The organism is Terrihalobacillus insolitus, from assembly GCF_028416575.1.
Taxonomy (GTDB): domain Bacteria; phylum Bacillota; class Bacilli; order Bacillales; family Amphibacillaceae; genus Terrihalobacillus; species Terrihalobacillus insolitus.
The window spans coordinates 50,379-63,678 of the sequence record NZ_JAMQKB010000009.1; the positions used below are offsets into that span (position 1 = coordinate 50,379).

The 13,300-nt window shown below is 37.5% G+C and carries 14 protein-coding genes; 13 read left to right on the forward strand and 1 reads right to left on the reverse strand.

Annotation, left to right across the window (positions count from 1 at the left end):
* Positions 1-9 precede the first annotated feature (9 nt).
* The 5 genes from dnaJ (at position 10) to deoC (ending at position 5,078) form a co-directional block, all read left to right on the forward strand.
* Positions 10-1,134, forward strand: coding sequence for a molecular chaperone DnaJ (gene dnaJ, locus NC797_RS10405; RefSeq protein ID WP_272436725.1), 1,125 nt, complete (start codon positions 10-12; stop codon positions 1,132-1,134).
* A gap of 63 nt (positions 1,135-1,197) precedes the next feature.
* Positions 1,198-2,139: a 50S ribosomal protein L11 methyltransferase gene (prmA, locus tag NC797_RS10410; protein WP_272436726.1), complete on the forward strand. Its 942-nt coding sequence runs from the start codon at positions 1,198-1,200 to the stop codon at positions 2,137-2,139.
* A gap of 46 nt (positions 2,140-2,185) precedes the next feature.
* Entirely contained in the window at positions 2,186-2,938 is a 753-nt protein-coding gene (locus NC797_RS10415) for a 16S rRNA (uracil(1498)-N(3))-methyltransferase (protein ID WP_272436727.1), read from the forward strand.
* A gap of 5 nt (positions 2,939-2,943) precedes the next feature.
* Positions 2,944-4,296 (forward strand): tRNA (N(6)-L-threonylcarbamoyladenosine(37)-C(2))-methylthiotransferase MtaB, encoded by a 1,353-nt coding sequence (gene mtaB, locus NC797_RS10420; protein ID WP_272436728.1) that lies wholly within the window; start codon positions 2,944-2,946, stop codon positions 4,294-4,296.
* A gap of 110 nt (positions 4,297-4,406) precedes the next feature.
* Positions 4,407-5,078: a deoxyribose-phosphate aldolase gene (deoC, locus tag NC797_RS10425; protein WP_272436729.1), complete on the forward strand. Its 672-nt coding sequence runs from the start codon at positions 4,407-4,409 to the stop codon at positions 5,076-5,078.
* Between the two features lie 47 nt (positions 5,079-5,125).
* Here the strand turns inward: deoC and NC797_RS10430 are convergent, their stop codons facing one another.
* Positions 5,126-6,064, reverse strand: coding sequence for a Na/Pi symporter (locus NC797_RS10430; protein WP_272436730.1), 939 nt, complete (start codon positions 6,062-6,064; stop codon positions 5,126-5,128).
* A gap of 984 nt (positions 6,065-7,048) precedes the next feature.
* Here NC797_RS10430 and NC797_RS10435 point away from each other — a divergent pair.
* From NC797_RS10435 to yqfC, 8 genes are all read left to right on the forward strand, one after another.
* Positions 7,049-7,606, forward strand: a complete 558-nt coding sequence (locus NC797_RS10435) for a hypothetical protein (protein ID WP_272436731.1) — start codon at positions 7,049-7,051, stop codon at positions 7,604-7,606.
* Between the two features lie 174 nt (positions 7,607-7,780).
* Positions 7,781-8,533 (forward strand): hypothetical protein, encoded by a 753-nt coding sequence (locus NC797_RS10440; protein WP_272436732.1) that lies wholly within the window; start codon positions 7,781-7,783, stop codon positions 8,531-8,533.
* Positions 8,534-9,053: 520 nt separating this feature from the next.
* Positions 9,054-9,227, forward strand: a complete 174-nt coding sequence (gene rpsU, locus NC797_RS10445) for a 30S ribosomal protein S21 (protein ID WP_272436733.1) — start codon at positions 9,054-9,056, stop codon at positions 9,225-9,227.
* Positions 9,228-9,253: 26 nt separating this feature from the next.
* Positions 9,254-9,700: a GatB/YqeY domain-containing protein gene (locus NC797_RS10450; protein ID WP_272436734.1), complete on the forward strand. Its 447-nt coding sequence runs from the start codon at positions 9,254-9,256 to the stop codon at positions 9,698-9,700.
* A 156-nt stretch (positions 9,701-9,856) separates the two neighbouring features.
* Positions 9,857-11,188: an NfeD family protein gene (locus tag NC797_RS10455; protein WP_272436735.1), complete on the forward strand. Its 1,332-nt coding sequence runs from the start codon at positions 9,857-9,859 to the stop codon at positions 11,186-11,188.
* A 43-nt stretch (positions 11,189-11,231) separates the two neighbouring features.
* On the forward strand, positions 11,232-12,221 hold the full coding sequence (gene floA / locus NC797_RS10460; RefSeq protein ID WP_272436736.1) for a flotillin-like protein FloA: 990 nt from the start codon (positions 11,232-11,234) through the stop codon (positions 12,219-12,221).
* A 28-nt stretch (positions 12,222-12,249) separates the two neighbouring features.
* Complete coding sequence (locus tag NC797_RS10465; RefSeq protein ID WP_272436737.1) at positions 12,250-12,789, forward strand: hypothetical protein; 540 nt, start codon at positions 12,250-12,252, stop codon at positions 12,787-12,789.
* Between the two features lie 227 nt (positions 12,790-13,016).
* Complete coding sequence (yqfC, locus tag NC797_RS10470; RefSeq protein ID WP_272436738.1) at positions 13,017-13,298, forward strand: sporulation protein YqfC; 282 nt, start codon at positions 13,017-13,019, stop codon at positions 13,296-13,298.
* Positions 13,299-13,300 lie beyond the last annotated feature (2 nt).

Consider the following 13,300-nt stretch of genomic DNA (forward strand, 5'->3'; position numbering starts at 1 on the left):
GATCGTTAAGTGAGTAAACGAGATTATTATGATGTGCTTGGTGTCGGAAAAGACGCTTCAAAAGACGAGATTAAAAAGGCATATCGAAAGCTTGCAAGAAAATACCATCCAGATGTGAACAAAGAACCGGATGCTGCAGATAATTTTAAAGAAGCTAAGGAAGCCTATGAAGTTCTAGGAGATGATCAGAAGCGCGCCCAATACGATCAATTTGGTCATGCTGGCCCACAAAACCAAGGTTTTGGAGGCGGTTTTGGTGGTGCAGAGGACTTTGGTGGATTCGGTGACATATTTGATATGTTTTTCGGAGGTGGTCGTAGACGTGATCCGAATGCACCTCGTCAAGGTGCAGATCTACAATATACGATGACGCTTGAATTTGAAGAGGCTATTTTTGGAAAGGAAACAGATATTGAAATTCCAAAAGAAGAAACCTGTGATACGTGCCATGGGTCTGGGGCAAAGCCTGGAACGAAACCTAAAACGTGTTCCCACTGTAATGGTTCTGGACAATTAAACACGGAACAAAATACCCCATTTGGTAGGGTCGTGAATCGCAGGGTGTGTCACCATTGTAATGGAACTGGTAAGATGATTCCTGAAAAATGTGCCACATGTGGTGGAGCAGGAAAGGTGAAAAAACGCAAAAAAATTCATATTAACATTCCTGCTGGTATCGATGAAGGACATCAAATTAGGGTTTCAGGACAGGGTGAACCTGGTGTGAATGGAGGTCCTCCTGGAGACTTGTATGTAGTTGTTCAAATTAAACCACATGACTTTTATGAGCGAGAGGGAGATCACATTTTTTGTGAAATGCCAATCACCTTTGCACAAGCAGCATTAGGGGACGAAGTAGAAATCCCTACTGTTCACGGAAAAGTGATGTTGAAAGTGCCTGCAGGTACCCAAAACGGGAAAACATTTAGGTTAAAAGATAAGGGAGCACCAAACGTAAGAGGTTATGGCAAAGGAGATCAACATGTAAAAATAGTCGTTGTTACACCTACTAACCTTACAGATAGACAAAAAGAGTTGTTGCGCGAATTCAACGATATTTCTGGGAATCAACCAACAGACGAACAACATGGAACGTTTTTTCAACGTGTCAAAAAAGCGTTTAAAGGGGATTAATCCTTGATCTACACGTAGGGTGTGAGATTTCTTCCAAATTTATGATGAAATGAGTTGATTTCTTTGAAGTGGTCTGAAGTTTGTATCCATACTACTAATGAGGCAATCGAGCCGATTTCGAATATTTTACATGAGGCTGGCGCTAGTGGAGTAGTGATTGAAGACCCTAATGACCTGGTTAAAGAAAGAGAAACACCCTTTGGTGAGGTTTACGAATTAGACCCAGCAGACTATCCAGAAGAAGGGGTTTATATTAAGGCCTACCTAGCAGTTAACAGCTTTTTAGGAGAAACAGTAGATGAAATTAAACAGGCCATCAATAATCTTCTTATTTATGATTTTGATCTTGGAGCAAACCACATAACGATCAGTGAAGTAAATGAACAGGAATGGGCAACAGCTTGGAAGAAATATTATAAACCTGTCAAGATTTCTGAAAAAATAACAATAATCCCAACATGGGAAGAGTATTCACCAGTATCAAGTGACGAAATCATCATTGAATTAGATCCAGGTATGGCATTTGGCACTGGAACACATCCAACTACTGTACTTAGTATTCAAGCATTGGAAAGAATATTAAAGCCAAACGATGTTGTCATTGATGTAGGCTCTGGTACTGGTGTACTAAGCATAGCTTCAGCATTACTTGGTGCTGAAAAAGTACACGCTTTTGATTTAGACGATTTAGCGGTAAAAATATCGGTGATTAATTCTAAATTAAATAAAGTAGAGGATAAAATAACTTCTGCACAAAATAATCTGCTTGATGGTGTAACAATAAAGGCAGACGTTATCGTTTCCAATATTCTTGCCGAAATTATCGTGCGCTTTGTTAAGGATGCTTATCTTTGTTTGAAGCCAGGCGGTGTTTTTATAACTTCTGGAATTATTAATACAAAAAAACAGCTTGTAAAAGAAACATTAATTGCAGAAGGATTTGACATTATTGAAGTGAATAAAATGGAAGATTGGATTTCGATAACGGCTAAAAAGAATGATTAGATTGCGATGAATTTGTTGTCATATACAGAGGAAGCGGGTGCTAAGGGTGCAGCGCTATTTTGTTTCAGAGGAAAACCTGTTGTCAGATAAAATAGTTATTAAGGGTGAGGATGTTCATCATATTGTGAAAGTAATGCGTATGAACGAAGGCGACAAAATCATTTGTAATGTACTTGACGGGCGAGCAGCAGTTTGTCAAATTCAATCTGTTTCAGACGCCTCTGTTGTGACAACTGTTTTGACATGGGAAACGAATTATACACAACTACCAATAAATGTTACGATCGCCCAAGGGCTCCCAAAAGGTGATAAATTAGAACTTGTCCTGCAAAAAGGTACCGAACTTGGGGCTCATGAATTTCTACCTTTTCAAGCACAGCGATCCATTGTAAAATGGGACAGTAAAAAAATGAAAAAAAAGATGGAGCGCTACCGAAAGATTGTAAAGGAAGCGAGCGAGCAGTCCCACCGAAATAATGTTCCATCTATTTTATCTGTTGCAAGCTTCACAGAGCTATTAACGTATAGTTCCAAATTTAATCACAAAATAGTAGCGTTTGAAGAAGAAGCACGTTCACCGCACTATCGTAAATTAAGTGAAGCGATCAATCAAATGAAACCGAATGAGTCCATATTAGCTTGCGTTGGACCAGAGGGTGGATTTTCAGATGAAGAGATCCAATCCTTAAAGAAGCATGGGTTTCACACTGTACGATTGGGTCCTAGAATACTAAGAACGGAGACAGCGCCTTTGTATCTTCTAGCATGCATATCGTATCATTTTGAAGAATTGAGGTGATGAGAATGCCTACTGTGGCGTTTCATACATTAGGATGTAAGGTAAATCATTATGAGACGGAAGGAATTTGGCAAAAGTTTGAAACAGAAGGCTATGAACGCGTTGACTTTGACCGAACCTCTGATGTTTATGTTATCAATACATGCACTGTTACCAATACTGGAGATAAAAAAAGCAGACAGGTGATTCGTCGTGCCATTCGTAAAAACCCTGATGCAGTTGTATGTGTGACAGGCTGTTATGCCCAAACATCACCAGGAGAGATCATGGAAATTCCTGGGGTGGATGTAGTGGTCGGAACACAAAACCGCGGAAAAATGATCGAATACATTGAAGCACACAAAAAGGACCGTCAACCAATTAATGGCGTAACAAATATTATGAAAAATCGTGTGTTTGAAGAAATGGATGTTCCTGCTTTCACGGACAGAACACGCGCATCTTTAAAGATTCAAGAAGGATGCAACAACTTTTGTACATTTTGCATTATTCCTTGGTCAAGAGGATTATTAAGATCAAGGGATCCAGAGAATGTTTTAAAACAAGCTCAGCAGTTGGTTCATGCAGGTTATAAAGAGATTGTACTTACTGGAATCCACACAGCTGGCTATGGCGAAGATATGAAAGATTATAATTTTGCTAAACTTCTTAGAGAGCTAGAGACAAAAGTGGATGGTTTGAAACGAATTCGGATTTCTTCCATTGAGGCTAGTCAAATTACAGATGAAGTAATTGATGTATTAGATCAATCTGAAAAAATCGTTCGGCATCTACACATACCTCTTCAGTCTGGATCAGACACGGTTCTAAAGCGAATGAGAAGAAAATACTCGACTGATTTTTATAAAATGAAAGTCGAAAAAATAAAGCGTGCATTGCCAGGGTTAGCCATAACATCCGATGTAATCGTTGGTTTTCCAGGTGAAACAGAAGAAGAATTCATGGAAACATACGAATTTATTAAAGAGATTGGTTATTCTGAGCTTCATGTATTCCCGTTTTCTAAAAGAACTGGTACTCCAGCTGCTCGCATGAGTGATCAAGTGGATGATGATAGTAAAAACGAACGAGTACACCGTTTAATTGAATTGTCCAATCAGCAAGCGAAACAGTATGCCTCGAAATATGAGGGGGAAGTATTGGAAGTTATACCAGAGGAACGATCGGATGAAGGGTCTGAAGAAAATATTTTTATAGGGTATACAGATAACTATCTAAAGGTCAAATTTCACGCAACAGATGATATGATTGGTAAAATTGTTCGCGTTAAAATAACAAAGGCTGGATATCCATACAATGATGGACAATTCGTGAGAGTAATGGATGAACCACATATTAAGGATAAAATTTCCTCTTAAAAACCCGGTCTAAACCGGGTTTTTTTAGATAAGACAAACTTGGCGACTCCGTTTGGATAATGATATGATGTAATAGAAATGATAATTGTTATGAAAGGAAGCGTGCTAAATTGACTAAAAATCTAGCTAAATATATTGATCATACACAGCTTAAAGCGGATACGAAACAAGAGAAAATAGATCTAATAATCGGGGAAGCGATAGCGTTTCATTTTGCTTCCGTTTGTGTGAATCCATATTGGGTATCTTACTGTTACAATAGGTTAAAAGATACCGATGTCAAAGTATGTACGGTTATCGGTTTCCCATTAGGGGCAACGACATCCAAAACAAAAGCATATGAAACAGTGGATGCGATTGAAAGTGGAGCAACAGAAGTCGACATGGTCATCAATGTAGGTGCACTTAAATCAAAGCAGTATGACGTTGTAAAACAAGATATAGAAGCCGTTGTTGACGCTGCAAAAGGAAAGGCACTTACAAAAGTCATTATCGAAACATCACTATTATCGAATGAAGAAAAAGTAAAAGCGTGTGAGATTGCAAAAGAAGCAGGAGCAGATTTCGTCAAAACATCAACCGGTTTTTCTGGTGGTGGTGCTACGGTGGAAGATATTGTTTTGATGAGGAATACGGTTGGCAGTGACATCGGAGTAAAAGCTTCAGGTGGTGTTCGTGACTTGAAAACGACAGAAGCAATGATTGATGCCGGAGCTACTAGAATTGGAGCTAGTGCTGGTGTTAAGATCGTTTCTGGAGGGGAAGGGAACTCTGATTATTAAAGAATTTTTAGCGGACTGAGAGTCCGCTAAAAATTCTTTAAATAAGTTCAAACGCGACGTTGTTTATCTCCATGAAAAAATAGAATAAATCGCTCAAATAGATGAATAAATGGTAGAAATAGAAGAACTGTTAGTACATTAAATAATACAGATATGTGTGCTAGCTGTTCCCTTGGTACGTCCGATAAAAGGATAGCAGTGTTAGATAATGTGTAAAGAAACGGAAGGAAAATCAGAACCCCAAAAATGTTAAACCAAACATGTGCCATGGCAACCAAATGGGTCTTTTTACCGGCTCCAATTGTTGCAAGCAATGCGGTGATACAGGTACCTATATTTGCTCCAAGAACAATAGCGATTGCAGGCGTAATGTCTACTAGTTCCTCTTGTAAGAAACTCATCGTTATCCCAATCGTTGCACTAGAGGATTGTATAATTGCTGTCACGATTGTGCCAATCAACACCCCTATGGATGGATTTTCATTTGCATATTCAAAACCGTCAGTTAGAATCGTAAATCTACTAATCATTGGTGTTAAGGTTTCAAAACCATTCAAAGCAACAAAAATACTTCCGATGCCAAAAAGAACACAGCCGATACCGAAATAAATTCGTTTCGGAAGCAACATCAGTATGGCACCTATTATTAAAACAAATGGTGCTGGTATCAGTGAGGACATTGTTAAAAGCTCACCAGTAACAGTTGTTCCAATGTTTGCCCCCAAAATAATTCCAATCGATTGCCTAAAGGTAAGCATGCCTACACTTACAAACCCAATGGTTAAAACGACTGTAATAGAGCTGCTTTGTAAAACTGCTGTTACAATAAATCCTGTAAGAATTCCTACATACGGTGAGCTCGTAAATCGTGTTAACATGGATTGCATTTTATTGTAAGAAAGCTGATATAAACCGATTCGCAGCACGCTCATCCCAAGAAAAAAAATCATAAGAAAAACTGCTGTTAAAGACAACAGATCTGCCACAACACTTCACCTCTATACCATTGTATGGACAAGGGGTCAAAACATGAACATTTTTCTATAAGAGGTTGTTCAAAAAGTCACCAAATGATAAGCTGCGCATCTCTTCGTTGGCTTGTTTTTCTGGTGCTCATGTAGGTTATATCTACACTGCGCTCCTCAAAACTACGCTGCCTCGACCTGCTTGCTTCTAATTCGGCGACTTTTTGAACACGCACTATAAGAGGTTGTTCAAAATCATACACTATTTAAAGTTGTGCTCTGGAAGCTTGTCATTCTTATAGATCAATTCTAAAAATAAGTTGACCTAAAAAAATCAATATATTCCTGATTTTTGCAGTTAAAACAAAAACAAAACCAGCCAGAGAGCCCATATGTTTATTGGTTCTGTGGCTGGGTTGTCAAAAAGTTGTAGGGTTTTTACTCTTTTTTTGTTGCTCCTAAATTTATTTTTCCGATTGTCATATATTTCTTCCCAAAATCAATATCCAATTTTTTATCCCGGAAACATCAATAATATCAACGCCTCCAGGTAAATTGTTAATCAATCGTGCTGTAAAATTGGAAATTTACACTTGACAATTACAATATAATTTGAAATTATTGTAATATAAAGAACAGTTGAAATATTAGTGTAAAAAGAAGCCTCATATTTCCCTAAGTTTTTTACATGCCAGTAAATGAACTAGGTCTTTCAATAATTCATTAAAATTGTCGTTGTCTATGACAAAAAAATCATCTATCTAATAATTAAAAACACAACTTATAGCATTATATTTATAAGAAATTTTAGTACTGTATTTATTTTTATTCAAACTATTCTGCATATCGAGAGGAGGTATAAAAAGAGACTAGAGAGAGGTGGTAAGTAAATAAGTGAATTTACTTTTATCCTTAGTAATGTCATAAAAGAATCGTATGCAAGTGTTAAATCGAATTTTTTAACCAAAACTAATTTAAATCTATTAAAATGGGGGAAAAACATTAATGATAAAACAGAAACCAATTAATATTATTTCCTCAGTTTTAATTTGTGCATCCCTGTTTGTAGCAAGTGGATTATCAGTAAATGCAAAATCAGCACCTAATAAAGACACATATAATGTTGATAATGTTCAAGGAGCATATTATTATGTAGATGGTGTTAGGTATGAAGTTCCAAAAGAAGAGTATGGAAATTATTTCAGTGATGATTCAATTACTAGACTACCATACGATCCAGTGGGTAAAAAAGATAAACTAGATTATCCGCAAAAAGCATATGCATGTGCCGCCGGAGAAGAATTTGCTGGAACTAAAACATCTTCTGGATTTCAACTAGGGAAGTCTGGTACAAGGATTATAAATGACACACAAGACCCAGTAACTAAAACCTCTCAGCTCAGTAGCTCAACAACTATCTCTGGTAAAGTAACTGGTGAAGGAGGTTGGGACTGGGGAGTAATCGAAGCAAATGTTGGATTTGAGATAGGCGGTAGTAAAACTTGGTATATATCTGATTCAACAGAAATAACTGTACGTCCCTGGCTATTGGGGTTGGATTGACTATGGTACAATTTCTGAGACTTGGAAGGGAGACTATTATTATCTAACTAGTGACTGTAGACAACAAGACACTATTTATATAAGTGTAAATGGCCCAAAGTATAGGGCTGAAAATCCTGTATCTGAACCTTATCCATATTAATAGAAATCATTATGAAACAGAATGGAGCTATTATGAAACTGAAGGTATTTTTTTTACTATTACTGGTTATAGGAGTAATTATTGGATGTCAGGATGATAAATCTAACACTAAAAAGGGCACTGAAAAGGTAGTAACAGAACCAGAGAAAAATAGGGTTGTTAAAGAAATAGTGTTAAGTGAGGCTCCAAGTGATATTACTTCGCCGTCTGAAGCAGTGGTTTATCAATATGGAGTAGTGTTTGAAAATGGAGAAAAAGAATTTCCTACTAAGGATTCTATAATTTCAGAGACTACCCTTGGTGATAGAAGTATAGTAACCATTCATTCCCCCGAAGGCAAGAATAAATATACTGTTTTTCTCTATGAAAATAAAGGTCATTGGACGATGACAGATCTTATGCAATTAGAAACCTTAAAAGACGATCAATTTGCAGAAAAAACAGGTTTAAATTTACCAATGGAAGAATTTAATATTGGCAGAATGATGCTTAATGTAAATGATAACGAAGATATTTGGGCATTTGTTAATGAAAATAACATTATTACAATTGCAAGGTTAAATCGTTTTCCTTTCAGAGAACCTCTTGGTACTACAAATGTAAGGCTTAAAAGAGGGGCAAAAGGATATTTATCTAATGGCCCAAATGGTAATTCCTTTTTGTACTATTTTGATTCACAGAAAATAGTTATACTTGCTGGTAACATAAGTAAATCAGAGATTATTTCTTTGGCAAATTCAATGCCTTCAGTGACTTCTCCCTTTTTTCCTACTTCCAAAAAATAGTTTATAATATAATGTTTCAAAGAAAGAAATAAGAGTGGACAAAATTAAATGTGGATAAAATGAACAGATTGGATACATTGATGAAATAGGATCGCCAATTGCCTGACAAACAGCACACAAAGGAAGTCTGTCCACTTAGATCCCATGCTGTTTGACTTTTTCTTCAAAATAGGCAAGTGGATCGTCAGTACGATCAATCTTTTTATTTTTCAATTTTTTTAGATGCATCCGCTCTTACTCCTGAGCTTTTACTATACTATTATTTCACATAATTATCCATTTTAGTCTACAAAAATATGATCATAAAATCAAAACACCAAGAAACATCAATGAAATCGATGCTTTAGGGATATTAGTTCGTAATATGTGCTACAAAATAGGAAGCTTGTCATTCTTATAGAGCAATTCTAAAAATAAGTTGACCTAAAAAAATCAATATATTATAATTATCAAAGGCATGTGTGGTAATTACATATGTCGTAACAATTTGGTTCTATGCTTCGGAGGGAGGGAAATTCGCATGTCTAACAACACCCGTGTTCGTAAAAACGAGTCTCTTGAAGATGCTCTTCGTCGCTTTAAACGCAGTGTGTCCAAAAGTGGTACATTGTCTGAATACCGTAAGCGTGAATTTTATGAAAAACCTAGTGTACGTCGCAAAAAGAAATCTGAGGCGGCTAGAAAGCGTAAATAACCTCGAAAAAAGAGGGTGTAAAGAAGATGTCATTACTTGATAGTCTAAACCAAGACATGAAGCAAGCAATGAAAAACAAGGATAAACAAACATTAAGCGTGATTCGAATGGTGAAAGCATCTCTTCAAAATGAGGCAATTAAACTTGGGAAAGACAAGTTATCTGAAGATGAAGAACTTACTGTTTTAACAAGAGAGTTAAAACAGAGGAAAGATTCCCTCCACGAGTTTAACGAAGCTGGACGCGATGATCTTGTAAAAAAGCTTGATGAAGAAATAAGGACATTGCAAGTATATATGCCACAGCAGCTTTCATCAGAAGAGTTAGAACAGATTATATTGGGAACGATAAAAGAAGTTGGGGCAACTTCTAAAAAAGAGATGGGTAAGGTAATGAGTGCAGTGATGCCAAAGGTAAAAGGGAAGGCAGATGGTTCTCAAGTAAACCAGCTCGTTCAGAAGAATTTGTCCTAATAATTCTTGCTGAAAAAAAGCCCTTTGTCACCTTTATGTGACAAAGGGCTTTTACTATATTCATATTTTGTTCACTTTTGTTGAATAAATGAAACATACATATTCATTGGATCGTATTTATACTATACTGCTTTGAAAGGGGGGAGGACGTCTGGCATGAAAAAAAGAAGCTTCTTGTTGCTAACCTATTTCTTATCTGCTTTTCTTGTTGCCTTATTATCATACGATTCCGTGGTTCAAGCTCAAAGTGATGGGAAAGGAAAGCTTGTATACATTATTCCAATTGAAAATACAGTGGAAAGAGGATTAGAGGCATTTTTAAATAGGACAACAGGTGAAGCTGTAAACGCTGGGGCAGATCATATCGTATTTGAAATTAACACCCCTGGTGGAAGAGTCGATTCAGCTGAAAATATTGCTGCAATGTTGCAAGATCTTGATATTCCTACCACCTCGTATATAGTCAGTCGCGCTTTGTCAGCAGGATCATACATTGCGTTAAATACAGACTATATTTACATGAAGCCGCAAGCGACAATGGGGGCTAGTGGTGTGATTAATTCAGATGGAACTGCAGCTAATAAAAAAGCTCAATCAGCATGGACTGCTGCCATGAAAAGTGCTGCCGAATCAAAAGGAAGAGATCCACTGTATGCAGCTGCGATGGCCGATCCATCCATCAATCTAGAACAAATGAATGCACCAAAGGGAGAATTTTTAACACTTGGCCCTACCACGGCTGTCGAGGTGGGATATGCAGAAGCTATCGTGAAGGATAGGACGGAATTACTAGATGTTCTTGGTTTAAGCGGTGCTAAAGTTGTAGAAAAGGAAACGACGCTGGCAGAGGATGTAGCTCGGTTTTTAACAAGTCCTGTAGTAGTACCGATTCTTTTAACGATCGCAAGTATAGGATTTATTATAGAGTTCTTTTCTCCAGGATTTGGACTACCTGGTTCAATTGGACTACTATCTTTAGGATTATTTTTCTACGGTCACTTTATTGCTGGCTTAGCAGGTTATGAAGCAATCGTTCTTTTAGTGTTGGGAATTGGCTTAATAGTTGCTGAATTATTTATTCCAGGTGGATTCGTAGGTATAGCAGGAGTTGGTGCTATTGTTGCATCTTTGTTCATGTCAACAAATGACGCAGGTAATATGGCGATGAGTATCGGTATTGCTGTCCTTGCTTCTATTCTTGTTTCTGTTATCCTATTTAAATCAATGGGGATGGAAAAAGGCTTTTTTCGCCATTTTATTTTAAAGGATGCCACTACAACTGAGTTAGGCTATGTCACGTCAAAGGATCGCCAAGATTTAATGGGCATGGAAGGAATCGCCGCTACTACACTTCGACCTTCTGGTACAGGCATTATTAATGAGGAACGTCTTGATATTGTTTCAGAAGGAAACTATATTGATAAGGATGCGCGCATCAAAGTAGTAAAAACAGAAGGCTCAAGAATCGTTGTAAGACAAGTAAAATAGTATTAAACTACCCCTTATCATAGGGGAACAGGAGGAAAAATATATGTCAATAGGTGAATTAATGCCCCTTATCATTGTTGGTCTAATTTTAATTGCCGTCATCATTCTTTTTACATTTATCCCAGTTGCACTATGGATTAGTGCCTTAGCTGCGGGGGTACATGTGAACATTTTTACACTTGTAGGAATGCGGTTAAGACGAGTTGTTCCCAACAGAGTTATTAGCCCACTCATTAAAGCCCATAAAGCTGGACTTAACGTAAATACCAATCAATTAGAAAGTCACTACCTAGCAGGTGGGAACGTCGACCGGGTTGTAAATGCTTTAATTGCAGCACAAAGAGCGAACATTGAATTAAGCTTTGAACGTTGTGCAGCAATAGATTTAGCTGGTCGTGATGTTCTAGAAGCAGTGCAAATGAGTGTTAATCCGAAAGTAATTGAAACACCTTTTATTGCTGGTATCGCTATGGATGGAATTGAAGTAAAAGCAAAAGCAAGAATTACAGTTCGAGCTAATATTGACCGACTTGTTGGTGGTGCAGGTGAAGAAACCATTATTGCGAGAGTTGGAGAAGGAATCGTTAGTACAATTGGTAGTTCGGATAGTCACAGTAAGGTGTTAGAGAACCCGGATAGAATTTCCCACAATGTTCTTTCCAAAGGACTTGATGCAGGGACAGCATTTGAAATCTTGTCAATCGATATTGCGGACATTGACATCGGTAAAAATATCGGTGCGATCTTGCAAACAGATCAAGCAGAAGCAGATAAAAATATTGCCCAAGCAAAAGCAGAAGAACGTCGTGCAATGGCTGTTGCACAAGAGCAAGAAATGGTTGCAAAAGTTCAGGAAATGCGTGCTAAAGTTGTTGAAGCAGAAGCAGATGTACCACTTGCGCTTGCGGAGGCATTGCGATCAGGAAACATGGGTGTAATGGATTATATGAATTATAAAAACATCAATGCAGATACCGACATGCGCGATACGATAGGAAAACTTTCGAAAGACCAGAATGAAGAAGAGGAATAGGTTCATCTCGTAAAGGAGGTTTTTCGCAATGGATCAACTAATTGAATGGATCTTTGGAAATATATTTATTGTCGTTGCGCTCGTTGCTGGACTTCTAAGCCTTCTTCAAAAGGCTAATGAGAAAAACCAACGACAACATAAAAGACCAGATAGAGACCCAATGCCATCTCCAACACCATCAGGAGAAATTTACAGACAACCAAATAGCCCAGAGGAAATGATCCCACCTCATCACAACATGGCAACGAACGAAAAAGAAGATGTGGACTCAATGGAGACGGTCTACGAGCAAACTCAAGCACAGCTTGGGAAGGTTGAGAATAGGAGTAGAAATACTGAAAACGCAAATTCACATATCGCACTTAGTGGTATTCATGATGGAATCTTGCATGATAGTAAGGCGAAAAACAAGAAAAACCTCAATGTTAAAAATAGACCTACTAGATTAAGGTTAGATAGACATCTCGATCGAAACGGTCTTGCGGAAAGCGTGATTATGGCAGAAGTACTTGGTGCTCCAAGAGCAAGGAATCCATATCGTGCCAATCGTCAAGTTAAAAACAGTTAAATATGAAAGAGGATGTTCAATAAGGCACCAAATGATAAGCTGCGCATCTGTTTGTTTCTGATTTATCGACTTTTTGAACACGCACTTAAAAAAGCTTGATCTTTATACTAAAGATCAAGCTTTTTTTATCTTTTTTTAGAGAGAAAGAAGGCAGCCTACGGACAATTTGAAGTTCTGATATTTTCAGTTATTTCATACATATGTGTGTGAGGGGAGGCATCGTAGATATGAGTAAATGGCAACAGCACATCGGCAACTGGCTTACGGAACACTTAGAGTTACCTTCTGATGTGGTCCTCGAACTACCAAGAATTACAACAATCGGGCAATTACACGTATATATTGAAAACCACCGAGGGATTGTTCTTTTTTCAGATCAAGAACTTCGTTTGAAAATGAAGCAAGGGTACTTAAAAATTGTTGGGGAGAACTTTGTATTAAAGATGATGCTCCCAGAAGAGATTTTATTAGAAGGGAAAGTAACGCAATTACTATTTATCAACGAATGAGG

Coding starts and splice junctions, on each gene's coding strand:
- floA (WP_272436736.1), top strand. CDS start 11,232: ATGTCAATAGGTGAATTAATGCCCCTTATCATTGTTGGTCTAATTTTA.
- NC797_RS10465 (WP_272436737.1), top strand. CDS start 12,250: ATGGATCAACTAATTGAATGGATCTTTGGAAATATATTTATTGTCGTT.
- mtaB (WP_272436728.1), top strand. CDS start 2,944: ATGCCTACTGTGGCGTTTCATACATTAGGATGTAAGGTAAATCATTAT.
- NC797_RS10455 (WP_272436735.1), top strand. CDS start 9,857: ATGAAAAAAAGAAGCTTCTTGTTGCTAACCTATTTCTTATCTGCTTTT.
- rpsU (WP_272436733.1), top strand. CDS start 9,054: ATGTCTAACAACACCCGTGTTCGTAAAAACGAGTCTCTTGAAGATGCT.
- yqfC (WP_272436738.1), top strand. CDS start 13,017: ATGAGTAAATGGCAACAGCACATCGGCAACTGGCTTACGGAACACTTA.
- NC797_RS10450 (WP_272436734.1), top strand. CDS start 9,254: ATGTCATTACTTGATAGTCTAAACCAAGACATGAAGCAAGCAATGAAA.
- NC797_RS10435 (WP_272436731.1), top strand. CDS start 7,049: ATGATAAAACAGAAACCAATTAATATTATTTCCTCAGTTTTAATTTGT.
- NC797_RS10440 (WP_272436732.1), top strand. CDS start 7,781: ATGAAACTGAAGGTATTTTTTTTACTATTACTGGTTATAGGAGTAATT.